The organism is Mesorhizobium sp. M0815, from assembly GCF_040319995.1.
In the GTDB taxonomy this organism is placed as follows: Bacteria; Pseudomonadota; Alphaproteobacteria; order Rhizobiales; family Rhizobiaceae; genus Mesorhizobium.
Genome location: NZ_JAMYOU010000001.1, coordinates 273628 through 288147 on the forward strand (window position 1 = coordinate 273628; position 14520 = coordinate 288147).

13 protein-coding genes and 1 tRNA gene are annotated in these 14520 nt (G+C 61.1%); 9 read left to right on the forward strand and 5 right to left on the reverse strand.

Annotated features, from left to right (window positions below; genetic code table 11):
• Window positions 1–20 precede the first annotated feature (20 nt).
• Window positions 21–1238 (reverse strand): LL-diaminopimelate aminotransferase, encoded by a 1218-nt coding sequence (locus tag NKI01_RS01290; RefSeq protein ID WP_352466981.1) that lies wholly within the window; start codon window positions 1236–1238, stop codon window positions 21–23.
• Between the two features lie 40 nt (window positions 1239–1278).
• Entirely contained in the window at window positions 1279–1611 is a 333-nt protein-coding gene (locus NKI01_RS01295) for a hypothetical protein (RefSeq protein WP_352482154.1), read from the reverse strand.
• Window positions 1612–1762: 151 nt separating this feature from the next.
• Here NKI01_RS01295 and NKI01_RS01300 point away from each other — a divergent pair, with 151 nt between their 5' ends.
• The 3 genes from NKI01_RS01300 (at window position 1763) to NKI01_RS01310 (ending at window position 5304) form a co-directional block, all read left to right on the forward strand.
• The gene (locus NKI01_RS01300) at window positions 1763–3598 is read left to right on the forward strand and encodes a PHA/PHB synthase family protein (RefSeq protein ID WP_352961606.1); all 1836 of its coding nucleotides are present in this window, start codon (window positions 1763–1765) and stop codon (window positions 3596–3598) included.
• A gap of 270 nt (window positions 3599–3868) precedes the next feature.
• The gene (locus NKI01_RS01305; RefSeq protein ID WP_352961608.1) at window positions 3869–5056 is read left to right on the forward strand and encodes a YcbK family protein; all 1188 of its coding nucleotides are present in this window, start codon (window positions 3869–3871) and stop codon (window positions 5054–5056) included.
• Window positions 5057–5229: 173 nt separating this feature from the next.
• Window positions 5230–5304: transfer RNA gene (locus NKI01_RS01310), tRNA-Glu, on the forward strand.
• A 121-nt stretch (window positions 5305–5425) separates the two neighbouring features.
• On the opposite strand, the gene NKI01_RS01315 is transcribed toward NKI01_RS01310, so the two are convergent.
• Window positions 5426–5722 (reverse strand): DUF982 domain-containing protein, encoded by a 297-nt coding sequence (locus NKI01_RS01315; RefSeq protein ID WP_023678889.1) that lies wholly within the window; start codon window positions 5720–5722, stop codon window positions 5426–5428.
• Window positions 5723–6021: 299 nt separating this feature from the next.
• Here NKI01_RS01315 and map point away from each other — a divergent pair, with 299 nt between their 5' ends.
• Entirely contained in the window at window positions 6022–6849 is an 828-nt protein-coding gene (map, locus tag NKI01_RS01320) for a type I methionyl aminopeptidase (protein WP_352495376.1), read from the forward strand.
• A gap of 52 nt (window positions 6850–6901) precedes the next feature.
• The gene (radC, locus tag NKI01_RS01325; RefSeq protein WP_352961611.1) at window positions 6902–7648 is read left to right on the forward strand and encodes a RadC family protein; all 747 of its coding nucleotides are present in this window, start codon (window positions 6902–6904) and stop codon (window positions 7646–7648) included.
• An 86-nt stretch (window positions 7649–7734) separates the two neighbouring features.
• On the opposite strand, the gene NKI01_RS01330 is transcribed toward radC, so the two are convergent.
• Complete coding sequence (locus NKI01_RS01330) at window positions 7735–10314, reverse strand: bifunctional diguanylate cyclase/phosphodiesterase (RefSeq protein WP_352482301.1); 2580 nt, start codon at window positions 10312–10314, stop codon at window positions 7735–7737.
• A gap of 361 nt (window positions 10315–10675) precedes the next feature.
• A complete protein-coding gene (locus NKI01_RS01335; protein ID WP_352482151.1) occupies window positions 10676–11542 on the reverse strand; it encodes a class I SAM-dependent methyltransferase in 867 nt (288 codons plus the stop codon).
• Between the two features lie 24 nt (window positions 11543–11566).
• Here NKI01_RS01335 and NKI01_RS01340 point away from each other — a divergent pair, with 24 nt between their 5' ends.
• The 4 genes from NKI01_RS01340 to NKI01_RS01355 all read left to right on the forward strand — a co-directional run bounded on the left by NKI01_RS01340 (window position 11567) and on the right by NKI01_RS01355 (window position 14282).
• A complete protein-coding gene (locus NKI01_RS01340; protein WP_156948109.1) occupies window positions 11567–11809 on the forward strand; it encodes a hypothetical protein in 243 nt (80 codons plus the stop codon).
• A 205-nt stretch (window positions 11810–12014) separates the two neighbouring features.
• The gene (locus NKI01_RS01345; protein WP_051409696.1) at window positions 12015–12371 is read left to right on the forward strand and encodes an SPW repeat protein; all 357 of its coding nucleotides are present in this window, start codon (window positions 12015–12017) and stop codon (window positions 12369–12371) included.
• A 115-nt stretch (window positions 12372–12486) separates the two neighbouring features.
• Window positions 12487–12936: a DUF2231 domain-containing protein gene (locus NKI01_RS01350; RefSeq protein WP_023720160.1), complete on the forward strand. Its 450-nt coding sequence runs from the start codon at window positions 12487–12489 to the stop codon at window positions 12934–12936.
• Entirely contained in the window at window positions 12936–14282 is a 1347-nt protein-coding gene (locus NKI01_RS01355) for a PQQ-dependent sugar dehydrogenase (RefSeq protein ID WP_352961751.1), read from the forward strand. The genes NKI01_RS01350 and NKI01_RS01355 overlap by 1 nt, the downstream gene beginning before the upstream one ends.
• Window positions 14283–14520: the final 238 nt, after the last annotated feature.

Genomic DNA, 14520 nt, shown 5'->3' on the forward strand with positions numbered 1-14520 from the left:
TCGATTGATGTGTAGAAAACTCAGCGATGCGCGGCGAGCGGTACGACGTTATTCGGCTGCTTGGCGCTGGATGCGAGGAAGCGCTTGATGTTGCGCGCTGCCTGACGGATCCGGTGCTCGTTTTCGACCAGCGCGATGCGCACGTGATCGTCGCCATGCTCGCCGAAGCCGACGCCCGGCGCCACCGCGACGTCGGCGTGCTCGATCAGGAGCTTGGAGAATTCAAGCGAGCCGAGGTGCTTGAACGGCTCGGGGATCGGCGCCCAGGCGAACATCGATGCCGCCGGTGCGGGAATGGTCCAGCCGGCACGGCTGAAGGCGTCGACCATGACGTCGCGGCGTTTGCGGTAGACGTCGCGCACTTCGGCGATATCGGCTCCGTCGCCGTTGAGTGCATGCGCGGCCGCCACCTGGATCGGCGTGAAGGCGCCGTAGTCGAGATAGGATTTCACCCGCGTCAGCGCCGAGATCAGCCTTTCATTGCCGACGGCAAAACCCATGCGCCAGCCCGGCATCGAAAAGGTCTTCGACATCGAGGTGAACTCGACTGCGACGTCGATGGCGCCCGGCACCTGCAGCACCGAAGGCGGCGGATTGCCGTCGAAATAGATCTCGGAATAGGCAAGGTCCGACAGGATGATGATGTCGTTCTTCCGGGCGAAAGCCACCACCTCCTTGTAGAAATCGAGCGAGGCGACCAGTGCCGTCGGGTTGGACGGATAATTGAGAATCAGCGCCAGCGGCTTCGGGATCGAATGGCGGATGCCGCGCTCCAGTGCCGGGATGAAACCGTCGTCCGGTTCGGCCTGCAGCGAGCGGATGACGCCGCCCGACATGATGAAGCCGAAGGCGTGGATCGGATAGGTCGGATTGGGGCACAGGATCACATCGCCGGGGGCGGTGATCGCCTGCGCCATATTGGCAAAACCCTCCTTCGAGCCGAGCGTCGCCACCACCTGGCTGTCCGGGTCGAGCTTCACGCCGAAACGGCGGGCATAATAATTGGCCTGGGCACGGCGCAGGCCCGGAATGCCGCGCGACGACGAATAGCGGTGCGTGCGCGGATCACGCACTACCTCGCAGAGTTTGTCGACGATGGCCTTGGGCGTCGGCAGGTCCGGATTGCCCATGCCAAGGTCGATGATGTCGGCGCCACGCGAGCGGGCACTGGCCTTCAGCCGGTTGACCTGTTCGAAGACATAGGGCGGAAGCCGGCGGACCTTGTGAAATTCTTCCATGGCAGTTCCAGACAGTGAGGTTGCGGTCGCGCGTATAAGCTTATTTGCAATTAGGGTCGAGAGCGGGGTCGCATTTGCCTTCGATCTGCTTCAGCGCCTCGGCGCCGTGTTTTTTTGCCAGCTGGTCCAGCGCAGCCTGGTCCGCGACCTTGACGCCGCCGCCCTTCGCGGCCTGGCCCTGCTCCTCGGCCTTCAGCTGGGCGAGCTTGGCGTTCTTTTCCTCGTCGGTGAATTGCTCGGCCGCCACCTGCGGCGGGATGTTCAGGTTCGGGTAGGAACCGGTGTCCTTCGCCCCGACAAGGCCGGTGGCGGGCGCTGCACCTTCTATGTTGCTGCTCGTGCAACCGGCCATCGCCAGCAGGACGAGCGCCATGCGGCAAAAACGACCAGTGCCGGAAAAAACGTTCTTGCCAATATTAATCGTCATATTGTTTTCCTGGCGGCCGGGTTAGAGCACGTTGGACCCTGTCAGATATCCCATGGTAATATGTCAACAAAACGCTTCGGGAGGAACCCCGCGAACCATGTCCAAAACACCCGATTCGGGCAAAGCGGAAGATGACCAACCTTCGACCGTCGAGCAATATCTGGTTAAGGACCCGGAACGCTTTGCTCTGAACATGGCCCGCATGATTGAGCAGGCCGGCAAGGCCGCCTCGGCATGGGCCGAGCCGCGGGAAAAGGGCGAGGTGCGCGATCATGTCGCCGAGCCGGTCGTCGACATGGTGAAGACGTTCTCCAAACTCACCGAATACTGGCTCTCCGACCCGCAGCGCGCGCTGGAGGCGCAGACACGATTGTTTTCCGGCTATATGACCGTCTGGGCCAATGCCGTTCAGCGCATCGGCGCCGGTGCCGAGGAGACCGAGGATGCGGTCAAGCCCGAGCGCGGCGACAAGCGTTTCCAGGACCCGGAATGGGGCCGCAACGCCTTTTTCGATTTCCTCAAACAGGCGTATCTCGTCACCTCGCGCTGGGCGGCCGAACTGGTCGAGCACGCCGAGGGTCTGGACGAGCACACCCGCCACAAGGCCAGCTTTTATGTCAGGCAGGTGTCCAACGCCATCTCGCCGTCGAATTTCATCCTGACCAATCCGGAATTGTTTCGCGAGACCGTCGCCTCGAACGGCGAAAACCTGGTGCGCGGCATGAAAATGCTGGCCGAGGACATTGCCGCAGGCAAGGGTGACCTGAAGCTGCGGCAGGCGGATTATTCACCCTTCGAGATCGGCAAGAATCTCGCCACCACGCCCGGCAAGGTGGTCGGCCGCAGCGACGTCGCCGAAATCCTGCAATACGAGCCGGCGACCGAGACCGTGCTCAAGCGGCCGCTGCTGATCTGCCCGCCATGGATCAATAAATACTACATCCTCGACCTCAACCCGCAAAAATCCTTCATCCGCTGGGCGGTCGAGCAAGGCCACACGGTCTTCGTCATCTCCTGGATCAATCCGGACGAGCGGCACGGCGCCAAGAGCTGGGAGGCCTATATCAGGGAGGGCCTGCAATACGGCCTCGACACGATTGAAAAGGCCACCGGCGAAAGGCAAGTCAACGCCATCGGATATTGCGTCGGCGGCACGCTGTTGGCGGCAGCGCTGGCCTTGATGGCGCAGGAAGGCGACCACCGCATCAAATCGGCGACCTTCTTCACCACGCAGGTCGATTTCACCTATGCCGGCGACTTGAAAGTGTTCGTCGACGAGGAGCAAGTCGCGGCCGTTGAAAAGGCAATGAGCGAAAAAGGCTATCTCGACGGCACCAAGATGGCGACTGCTTTCAACATGCTGCGCTCGGGCGACCTGATCTGGCCCTATGTCGTCAACAATTACATGCGCGGCAAGGATCCCCTGCCCTTCGACCTGCTCTACTGGAACGCCGATTCGACCCGCATGGGCGCTGCCAACCATTCCTTCTACCTGCGCAATTGCTATCTCGAGAACAGGCTTTCGCAAGGCATGATGGAGTTGGCGGGCCGCACGGTTTCGCTGAAGGATGTCACCATCCCTGTCTACAACCTCGCCTCGAAGGAGGATCACATCGCGCCGGCGCTGTCGGTGTTCCTCGGCTCGAAATATTTCGGCGGCGAGGTCGACTACGTCGTGGCCGGCTCCGGCCACATCGCCGGCGTCGTCAATCCGCCGGCGGCGCAGAAATACCACTACTGGACCGGCGGCAAGCCGGCTGGGGACTTCGACCAGTGGTTCGCCGGGGCCACTGACCATCCCGGCTCCTGGTGGCCGCACTGGCAGCGCTGGATCGAAGCCAGGGACAATACCCGCGTACCGGCCCGCAAACCGGGCGAGCATATGCAAGTTCTAGGCGAAGCCCCCGGCACCTATGTCAAGGTGCGTGTGTAACCATCTGTAATGTGTGGTGAGTTGACGCGCCGCCAAAAGCGGGCGAAATGGTGTCGTCAACCCTGAGCAGCCTTGATTCATCCTCTAGCCGCCAAATTACTTTGAGGCTTGCAGATTTGACACAGGTCTCGTTTCCGGTTCGGGGAACAAGGGTCATTTCGACGAGACGTTTCGACGCCGCGCCAATGACGAACCGGTCGGATATCGAGGGGGAATTTTGTTTTGAGATCAGCAGGATCGCGCCTCGCGAAGGGAGAAAGCCGCGCCATTGTGGCGGCGCTTTTCTCGGTGCTTCTGGCGTCCTGCACCTCTGCCGGCGACCCGACCATGTCGGTCGGCATGCCAGGCTATAATGCCTCGGCCACCGAAATCAGCACGGCCGCCGGTGCGCCCCAGGCCAGCACGGCCGCCTCATCGTCGCAGATGACAACCGCACAAATGACGATGAATGCAGAGGGCGACGCCAACCTTCCCGAGCAGGTCGCCTATGTGCCAATGGCCAAGCCAGGGGCCAAGTCCGATGCCGGCTTCCCGATCGCCGTTCCCACGGCGGCCGAGACGATCGCGGGACATTCGCCGCAACCGCTGCAACCAAACGCCGAGGCGGCTGAACAGGCCAGCGCTGTTGCGCAGAACAGTGCCGCCGCCGATGCCGGCGCATCGAAGCCCGATGCCAAGGCCGCCGCGCCGGCGATGAACAACCCGGTCTATGTGACCGCCGGCGAGATGCCGCAGCCACAGGCCTATGCACCGAAGAAAAACTTCCTGGCCTCGCTGTTCAGCGCTACGCCTGCTTCGGCGGCATCGCCGGCCAACAGCAGATCGGGCGGGCAGCCAGCGGTCTTGCAGGCCAAGGCGACGCCCGCCGCAAAGCCCACCGTCACCCTGGCCTCGGCCAACCCGGCTGAAAAGCCGGTGCAGTTGGCATCGGCCGGCGATACTAGCCACTTCACGGCCGATGCGCTGCCCGGCGTGCGCCAGACGGCACTGTTCGAGATCAAGCGCAAATCCGGCCTCGACGATGAGAGCGACGTCGACCTCAACGAGGACGAAGGTTCGGGTGGCGCCTACCAGGTCGCCTCCGCCGCCGGCCTCGCCCGGCTGGCACCCAACGGTCTCCTGAAACAGAACGAAAGCGTCGATGTCGCCTGCTTGAAGCCGTCGCTGGTTCGCGTGCTGAAGACGATCGAAGGCCACTACGGCCGCAAGATGACGGTTACCTCCGGCTATCGCGATCCGGCCCGCAACCGTCGCGCCAACGGTGCCAAGAACTCGCTGCACATGTACTGCGCCGCCGCCGACATCCAGGTTCCCGGCGTCTCAAAATGGGAACTGGCGAGCTATATCCGCACCATGCCGGGCCGCGGCGGCGTCGGCACCTACTGCCACACCGAATCCGTCCACGTCGATGTCGGCCCCGAGCGCGACTGGAACTGGCGTTGCCGCAGGCGCGGCTAGGGCGAGGTTCTTCGGGCACTGCGAAGTCCCCTCGGCGACGTTGCATCATGCCGCAAAACCAGCTTGGCTGTCGGAAAGACGCGGTTTGGAGCCAAAGGAAAAAAGTTGTCGCAGCCGGCGGCAGACGGGTTGCCGGTTTGTCGCGACGCAACTATAAGCGCTCACATCTGAGCGCGCCCATCGTCTAGCGGTCAGGACACCGCCCTTTCACGGCGGTAACAGGGGTTCGATTCCCCTTGGGCGTACCAGAGACCTCAAGCACTTAGCACATGCCATCGCTAACGCGCTGCGTAACCTTGCCGGACGACTACTCTGATGAGGATGTCGGCAAAAGCTGCCAGACAAATTGAAGATTATGTCGACGGCTCCCTAAGCCCGCAGTCCCCTCGCCTCGCCGCCGCGCTTGCGCGGAACCATCATGTCCCTGGCCAGCAGGCCGCTCACCCGGCAAAAGGCCATGAAGGCCCGCCATGCGTCTTCGGTCTCGACGATGTCCACCGTGGCGCCGAAACAGGCGTTGAACGCGGCCTGGTAGGTTGGCCCCTTCCGGCGGACCGGCCACGTTTGCAGGAAATCGAGCGCCTGCTCGACACTGTAGATTTCCTCGACCGGCTGGCCGGGCACAGGCGCGATCCGCACCGGCACCTCGAATTGCAGTCTGTCCATTCGATCTCTCCCGAACCGACGCCCCCGCCGCAACGCCGTTCGTCGCAAAAAGTTGCCGTGACGGCTAATGCTTGGGCCGACTTCTCGCCTGGAAATGTGTCGTCACTGCGGTAGCCAAATGAACCCGGCGGAAGCACGGGCCGCTGCAGGCAAGGAGAATGCCCCTGGGCGTGAATATCGCCGGTCTTCGGCCTCCGTAGGCAGTTCGTCCTTGAACCTTGCGCTTTCCAGTGCCAAATCTGGGGGAATTTCTCTCGCGGGGCTCAGCCAGGCCTCGCATCCCTGCAAGACGGATAAAAATGGTCACCTATCTCGACGCCGCCACGGCACCGCTCAGAAACACCGGCCAGATCCGTCTTTACGACGAGGAAGGCTTTATCGGCATGCGCAAGGCTTGCGATCTCACCGCGCGTTGCCTCGACGAACTGGTGCCGATGGTGGCGCCCGGCGTCACCACTGAGGCGATCGATCGTTTCGTTTTCGAATTTGGCATGGACCATGGCGCGCTTCCGGCGACGCTCAACTACCGCGGCTACACGAAATCATCCTGCACCTCGATCAACCACGTCGTCTGTCACGGCATACCCGATAACAAGCCGTTGAAGGACGGCGACATCGTCAACATCGACGTCACCTATATCCTCGACGGCTGGCATGGCGACTCCTCGCGCATGTATCCAGTGGGCACGATCAAGCGTGCCGCGGAGCGGCTGCTCGAAGTCACGTATGAGTGCCTGATGCGCGGCATCGCGGCAATCAAGCCGGGCGCCCGCACCGGCGCCATCGGCGCCGCCATCCAGACCTACGCCGAAGCCGAGCGTTGCTCGGTGGTGCGCGATTTCTGCGGCCATGGGGTCGGCCGGCTGTTTCACGACGCGCCGAATATCCTGCATTACGGCAGCGCCAGCGAAGGCGTCGAGATGCGGCCGGGCATGATCTTCACCGTCGAGCCGATGATCAATCTCGGCCGGCCGCATGTGAAAGTGCTGTCGGACGGCTGGACCGCGGTGACGCGCGATCGTTCGCTGTCGGCGCAGTACGAGCACACGATCGGCGTCACCGAAACCGGCTGCGAGATCTTCACGCTATCGCCAAAAAACCTCGACCGCCCCGGCCTGCGGGCCTAGTGTCTGGCAGATCGGGCGTTACCTTGCCCGGCAAATGCTGGGTGGGGCAGCCATGAACGGTGACGACGACGAGCGGGCCTTCTTTCCCGAAAGGCCGGTGCGATCGCCCGCGAAGGCGGTGGCCGCCGACAAGCCGCATTATCTCGGCCATCGCGACCGCCTGCGCGAACGCTTTGCTGCCGGCCCCAACACCCTCCCCGACTACGAACTGCTCGAGCTTCTATTGTTTCGGCTGATCCCGCGCGCCGACACCAAGCCGGTCGCCAAGGCATTGCTGGCACGCTTCGGTACATTGGCCGAGGTCCTCGGCGCGCCCGTCGAGCGCCTGCAGGAGGTGAAGGGCATCGGCCCGGCGGTGGCGCTCGACCTGAAGGTGGTTGCTGCAACGGCGCAGCGCATGGCGCGCGGCAAGATCGCCGGCCGCGAGCTTTTGTCAACCTGGACGCAGGTTCTCGAATACTGCCGGTCGGTCATGGCCTTCGAGGAGCGGGAGCAGTTCCGCATCCTGTTCCTCGACAAGAAGAACGCACTGATAGCCGACGAGGTGCAGCAGGTCGGCACCGTTGACCACACGCCGGTCTATCCGCGCGAGGTGGTCAGGCGCGCCTTGGAGCTCTCGGCGACGGCGATTATTCTGGCTCACAATCATCCATCGGGCGATCCGACGCCGTCGCGCGCCGACATCGAGATGACCAAGCTGATCATCGAGACGGCCAAACCGCTTGGCATTGCCGTTCACGATCACATCATCATCGGCAGGAAAGGCCACTCCAGCATGAAGGGCCTGCTGCTTATTTGAGGCTTATTGTTACCGGCCTGGCCTGCCACGCGCATATTGATGCGACGCTCAACGCCGATCGCGCCGGTAAATGCGGGGACTGGCGCTCAGCTGGCTGTGCGCAGCCGCCGGGATCGAACAAAGGCCTTTAGTCCGTCGGAATCGAGCGCGTAGCCGAAGGCATAACCCTGCAACATGTCGCAGCCCAGGCCTTTGAGTATCCGTGCGTGCTGCATCGTCTCGACACCTTCCGCCACGACCTCGATACCCAAGGACTTGCCGATGTCAATGATTGACGAGACAACCTGCCTTCTTTGCGGCGATTTGACGATTGGGGTGACCAGCTGCCGATCTATCTTTAGCCGGCGAGGCTGCAACTTGAGCAAACTGACTATCGAAGCGTAACCAGTACCAAAATCGTCTATTTCGATGTCAATCCCGAGTTCTTTTATCTGCTCGATATTCCAGGTGACAAGGTCGTCGTTCTCGTCCAGGAAAATTGACTCAACAAGCTCGAATGAAACTGTCCCTTTTTCGATATTTTGTTCTCGCAAGCTCTTGATGAGCTCCTCATCTTGAAGGCGTCGCGCCGAAACATTGACCGATACCCGCGGAATGTGGAGTCCCGCAGCGGACCATTCTTTGAAGTCCAAAAGCGACTGCTTCAATATGGCTTGGTCGATGATCGAGACCACATTCAGTTCTTCCGCAATTCTCAGGAAGACATCGGGCGCCAAAATACCCTTTTCTGGATGTCTCCACCTCGCCAGCGCCTCAACCCCCACGATTTCGAGCGTCTTTGCGTCAAATTGGGGCTGGTAGAAGGGGATGAACTCGTTGCGCTCAAGGCCGCCGAGAATTTCGTCGGCAATCCGCTTTGTATCGACGATTTCGCTTTGCATCGCGTCGGTGAAGAATTCGTATCGATTGCGCCCACGCCTCTTTGCTCGGTAAAGCGCGATATCGGCGTTTACCAGCAGGTGTTTGGCTTCGATATTTTTTCCGTTGTCGACTGCGATTCCCACGCTGACACCAAAACGGCATCGATGGCCCTGGTAGTAGACCGGTTCGCGCATCTGGCTGATGACGCGGTCAGCGAGCAGCGCCAGTTGCTTGGTATCGTCGCGCACCACGCACAGAACGATGAATTCGTCTCCCCCGATGCGGGCGACGAATCCCTCGTCGCCGACCTTCGATCTGAGGACTGTTGACGCGTGAACCAACATTGCGTCACCGGCGGCGTGGCCCAGCGTATCATTGATGTGCTTGAACCGATCCAGATCGATGTGAAGCAGTGCCGCATGCCCGCCTGAGCGCCTGGCGTTTGCCGCGTAATCTTCCAGTACCTGGTCGAGGTAACGCCGGTTGGGCAAGCCGGTCAACGAGTCATGAAGCGCGATGTGCTCTATGCGCGCTTTGGCCGACTCGAGTTCTGCATTTTTCGACTCGGACAGCTGTTTTGCTCGAACCAGATCCTGGTTCAGCAGGACATCGGCTGTAACGTCCCATTCCGCGCCTATCATTTTTGGAGTGTTGTTTGCGACCCGGTAAACGATCGCCTTGGACCGGACATGACGGACCTCGCCATCCGGACGCACAATCCGGTACTCCGACAAATAGGGTCGTCCGCTGGCCACCGCGCTGTCGAAATCTGCGTTGGCGGTAGCCAAATCATCTGGGTGGATTGCACCCGCCCAGTCTATGTAGCCCCGGTGCTCCCCGGTTGATTTGCCATATATTTCATTTACGCGATCATCCCACGTAAGCTCGTTGGTCGCGAGATCGTGTTCCCAAACCCCAATAGCCGAGGCTTCCAGAGCGAGTTCCAGGCGTCGTGACAATCGACGCAATTCCGCATAATTGCGCTGTCTTTCGCCGATCAGGCGACCTGTGACCAGGAAGGGGAACACAACCAAGGCCCCGGCCGTCGCCATGATCGCGCGCAACAACCATGCGTTACTTGGCGTCGAAGGCCAGCCATTTTTGGGAATGGCCGCGATCTGCCACGAACCGGACGGGAGCAAAACGTCGGCCGTCACCGGATCGCTTTTGCCGATCCGCTCATTGCCGTAGAATTGGTCTCCATTTTGGCCGAGAGCGTCCCTGCCGATCAGCGCTATGTCAATCCCGAGATCGTCGTCAAGCAGCCCGCTCGCCCGATAGAGACGCTGCACGTCGACAACGGCGGAAATGATGCCCCAGAACCTTTCCGTATTGCCCGCGCTCCGCACGAAAACCGGAAAGCGACCGATAAAGCCTTGTCCTCCCTGCTTCAGATCGACGGGACCGGCAAGCACCAGCTTGCGTTCGTCTCGCGCCCTTAGCGCAGCCGCACGCTGCCGCTCGTTCTTGCGGTAATCGAGGCCCATCGCCTGCTCGTTACCCTCCATCGGGTACATCAGGGAAACGACCAGATCGGGCGCGCCGGCAATATTGTTCAATTGCGAGTTCGCGCCAAACAGATTACTCGCCAGCGAAGCGAAGCGTTGCTGTCCCATATAGGGCTCGGTTACGACCGCAGCGACCAGTCCATGCACGAGTTGAAGGTTTCCGTTGATATTGCCTTCGAGCTTGGCGCGGATGAGGTTGACCTTGGTCAGCACGTCCGCACGGACGGCCTGGTCCGAGACGATCTTGTTCTGGTGCTCCGCGAACGCTGCGCTGATAAGGATGACGACAAACGCGATCGCCGCCGGAATATTTGCCGACGAAAAGACGGCCTCCTTAATGCCGCCGAACCTAGCGCGGAAAAAAGCCAATAGGCGATTCCTCAATTGCCATTTCAGGTTCTCGGGTCGACCCGATGAGGAATATTAGCGTTCAATGTTTAATTTGACCTTCACACTCCTGAAAAATTTCGCATTTTCCGATGGCTGACGCCGGCTGTTATGTCGACATCGACACCACCGCCCGCGCGATGTTGAAGGCAGGCTGCATGAAGCGGACCAACATGAAACGAGATCAGCCTTGCTCGGAAGACCGCAGACACGAGCGCCATTGCACACCTCGATGCTCCGACCCGAGTACATCAAGAGCGTTGACCTTGGGCTAGTGGCCCTCAATCGACTTGTGAGACACAAGATATGGTATCTTGCCGACGCTCCGCTTCGTCGCGCCAATGGAATAGGCCATCGGTATCTTGGGAGAGTTCTCTGGCAGGCCGTACATATCCTTGCCGGCCCGCACTGCAAATGAAAAGTGCTGCCACGAAACCGTGTCATGCTCATTGAGAAAATCGAGCGTCAGACCAGCTGAAATCAGCGCGTTCACCACGTCACTGATCGGATGGATCCACTCATAATAGCGAGGATGCTTCAAGATACGATTGTCGCCGGTGTAGGTCAGTTCCTCGTTCCAGGCGAGCGGCCGAGCTATCGGCGTTCGCCAGTCGTGCTTCAACTCCAGGGCCGCGGCCTTTCGATCGCACTGAAACATCAGCGGATGGCCCTCGGCCATGTAGAGCCGGCCGCCGGGTCGCAGGAGACTGGCAACCACCCGCGCCCAGCGGAACACGTCGTCCAGCCAGTTTACCGAACCCCAGGTAACGTAAGCGATGTCAAAGGTCCGGCCGAGCGCTTCGACGGCCTCGAACAGGGGCGCTTCCACGAAACGTACGTCGGTGCCTGCCTTCGCAGCGAAATCCCGCGCCGCCGCGATCGCCGTCGGTGAAAAGTCGAGGCCGGTCACGCTGCCTGCGCCGAGATTCTTCAGGCTGATCGTGTCAAGCCCGATGTGACACTGCAGGTGGACGATATCCTTGCCGGCAATATCGCCGACCTCGCGCGTTTCCAATTCATAGAGATTGGATCCGCCTGCCAGCACATTCTCGATGTGGTAGCTGCCCGTTGTGTCGGTCGAGTGCAGTTCGGCCCGATCATCCCAATTAAGGCGGTTCGCACCCAGAAACGGTTCCAAATTCCCCCCAACCCTGACTGACGGATGGTAAACAAGTCGTTAAGATACCTTTGCAGCGAAAGTATCGCGCGTCAATCCGGACCGGTCGCCTCTCAAACAAGCTTCGGCGGCAATCAAGACGAGCAAGAGCGTCTCGTCTTCAAGAACTGCGATCCACGACCAATGTTTTCACCGGATCGAGAAAAGAACGAGCCTGTCCGCGCCGCTGGCACGTCGCCGCTGACCATGTCCACTGCGGCTTTGGATCGCTCGATCACCATCAAGTGATCCAGGCGTGCCGGTGCCGAATGGAACATAAAGCCCGGAATTCAGTTAGATAGCCGGATTTGGCTGGAGTACCGCCAGATGCGGAACTCCGGCCGGGCAAGGGCACTGCCGTAACACGGAGTGAGCGGCTTCGGGCGCATCTCGCCGGACTCAGGCACCACCTTGCCGAACTCGGGAGCCATAAACGCTCCCTATGGAGGATGCCATGAACCAGTGGACAAACGCCAGGCTCTGTGACGTAGCCAACCTGATCCTTGGGGCAATTCTGTTCTTCTCTCCCTGGATCTTCGCCTTTGCGGCAGGCCCGCAGACGCAGAACGCCCTCGGCAGCGGAATCTTGATTGTCGTGCTTTCGATTGCCGCTCTCGCGGCATTTGCCGTCTGGGAAGAGTGGGTGAACCTGGTCGTCGGACTGTGGGTTCTCGTATCGCCCTGGGTGCTTGGATTCCAGGCGACCACGGCGATGACCGTGCATGTCGTGATCGGCATTCTGGTTGCCGTCCTGGCCGCGATCGAGCTCTGGATGATGTACCAGAACCCGCCGACCCAGTCCGCCGCCTAACAGGCGCAGCCAGCCAGCGCCCTTTTGGGCCTGACGGATCGATGGTTCGTCTGCCGGCCTCTCGGCAACAGCCGCCCAGAGGCCGGATGCCAGGATCTGAGAAGGATTGCGCATTATGGTCGGTGACAATCCGCGTTCGACGGCCAGGATTGCGGGACATCCCATTCATCCGATGCTCGTGCCGTTTCCGATCGCCTGCTTCGTCGGCACCTTGCTGACGGATCTGGCCTATTGGCGAACAGCGGAAATGATGTGGGCGGACTTCTCTGCTTGGCTGGTTACCGTCGGCGTGATCATGGGCTGCCTTGCAGCGATCGTGGGGTTGATCGATTTTCTGGCTAATCCGCTGATAAGGGCACAGCCCCCTGCCTGGCCGCACGTGCTCGGTAATCTGCTGGCGCTGGTGTTGTCCGTGATCAACATGCTCGTGCACACCCGCGATGCATGGACCTCCATCGTTCCCACCGGCTTGATCCTCTCGGCGGTTGTCGTGCTCATCCTCATCTTCACTGGTTGGCTGGGCTGGTCCATGGTGTACCGGCATCACGTCGGAGTGGCGGATTGATGCGCGTAGCAAGCTCCATCAGACAGGCCGGGCGCATCGCGGCGTCCATCCTTACTTGCACTGCGGCGATCACTCTTGCAGCGTGCAGCGGCAACGACCCGGATCCCAGCAGTCAGATAGGGCCGAATCCAAACCTGCCGGAGCCGATCCAATATTTCTTCCCGCCCATGCATCTCGCTTCCGTGGTAGGATGGAAGAACGACGAAAAGCCGACAGTCGCGCAGGGGCTGCAGATCCAGGCTTTTGCCAACGGCTTGCAGCATCCGCGCTCACTTTATGTGCTGCCCAATGGCGACGTCCTGGTGGTCGAGTCCAAGGCGCCGGGCGGCGAACCGATCAAACGGCCCAAGGATTTGGTGATGGGCTGGATCGAATCGTGGGTCACTTCGGGCGGCGACAGCGGCCCAAGCAACCGCATCACCTTGCTGCGCGACGCCGATGGCGATGGCAAGCCCGAGCTGACCAGCGTCTTCCTCGACCACCTGAGCTCGCCCTTCGGCGTGGCGCTGGTGGGAAGCGATCTCTACGTTGCCAACACTGATTCCATTGTTCGCTATCCCTACACCACCGGCGACACCAAGATCACCGCGCCCGGAACGCCGCTCACCGCCCTGCCCGGCGGCCCGATCGACCACCATTGGACGAAGAGCCTGGTGGCAAGCCCGGACGGCTCGCTGCTCTATGTCGGCATCGGCTCGAACAGCAACGTGGCCGAGAACGGCATGGAGGCGGAGAAGGACCGCGCCGCGATCTGGCAGGTGGACAGGGCTACCGGCAGGTCGCGCATTTTCGCCAGCGGTTTGCGCAATCCGAATGGCCTGAGCTGGGAGCCGCAGACCGGGGCGCTCTGGGCCGTGATCAATGAGCGCGACGAGCTCGGCCCCAATCTCGTGCCGGATTATCTGACGTCGGTAAAGGACGGCGGCTTCTACGGGTGGCCATACAGCTATTACGGCCAGCATCTCGATCCCCGAGTCATGCCCCAGCGTCCGGACCTGGTCGCGAAAGCGATCGTTCCGGATTATGCGCTGAGCTCCCACGTCGCCCCTCTGGGATTGGCCTTCTACACGGCAACCTCCCTTCCCGACGCATATCGCGGCGGCGCCTTCGTTGGCGAGCACGGGAGCTGGAACCGCACGCGCTTCAATGGCTACAAGGTGGTGTTCGTACCATTCAGCGGCGGCCATCCGAGTGGCGCCGCACAGGACGTGGTGACTGACTTCCTGGACAAGGACAACAAGGCGCGCGGCCGGCCTGTCGGCCTGGCCGTCGACAAAACCGGGGCCCTGCTCATCGCCGACGACGTCGGCAACACAGTTTGGCGGGTGACATCTGCCGGCCAATAAAGGGGCTCCACTCCCTTCGTCGAGCTGTCGGTCGAGCAGGGGATCGAACCCTGCGCGCGACGATCCCGACGATCGCCGTTCCGGTGATTCTGCCGGGCACATTCGGCATGCTCGCCATTGCCGTTTACTCGACGCTGACGATGTTTGCCGCGCGCTACCGCTGATCACCGCCGAACCGAAGGACCGCCAGCACCGAGAAATGGTATTTTTGCCCTTCCCACAGCCGGCTCTAGAATTT

Bases quoted from the DNA above. Each gene is read 5' to 3' on its own strand.
- NKI01_RS01350 (WP_023720160.1), top strand. From the start codon at position 12,487: ATGGTCGGTGACAATCCGCGTTCGACGGCCAGGATTGCGGGACATCCC.
- NKI01_RS01340 (WP_156948109.1), top strand. From the start codon at position 11,567: ATGGTAAACAAGTCGTTAAGATACCTTTGCAGCGAAAGTATCGCGCGT.
- NKI01_RS01355 (WP_352961751.1), top strand. From the start codon at position 12,936: ATGCGCGTAGCAAGCTCCATCAGACAGGCCGGGCGCATCGCGGCGTCC.
- map (WP_352495376.1), top strand. From the start codon at position 6,022: ATGGTCACCTATCTCGACGCCGCCACGGCACCGCTCAGAAACACCGGC.
- NKI01_RS01315 (WP_023678889.1), bottom strand. From the start codon at position 5,722: ATGGACAGACTGCAATTCGAGGTGCCGGTGCGGATCGCGCCTGTGCCC.
- NKI01_RS01345 (WP_051409696.1), top strand. From the start codon at position 12,015: ATGAACCAGTGGACAAACGCCAGGCTCTGTGACGTAGCCAACCTGATC.
- NKI01_RS01295 (WP_352482154.1), bottom strand. From the start codon at position 1,611: ATGGCGCTCGTCCTGCTGGCGATGGCCGGTTGCACGAGCAGCAACATA.
- NKI01_RS01300 (WP_352961606.1), top strand. From the start codon at position 1,763: ATGTCCAAAACACCCGATTCGGGCAAAGCGGAAGATGACCAACCTTCG.
- radC (WP_352961611.1), top strand. From the start codon at position 6,902: ATGAACGGTGACGACGACGAGCGGGCCTTCTTTCCCGAAAGGCCGGTG.
- NKI01_RS01290 (WP_352466981.1), bottom strand. From the start codon at position 1,238: ATGGAAGAATTTCACAAGGTCCGCCGGCTTCCGCCCTATGTCTTCGAA.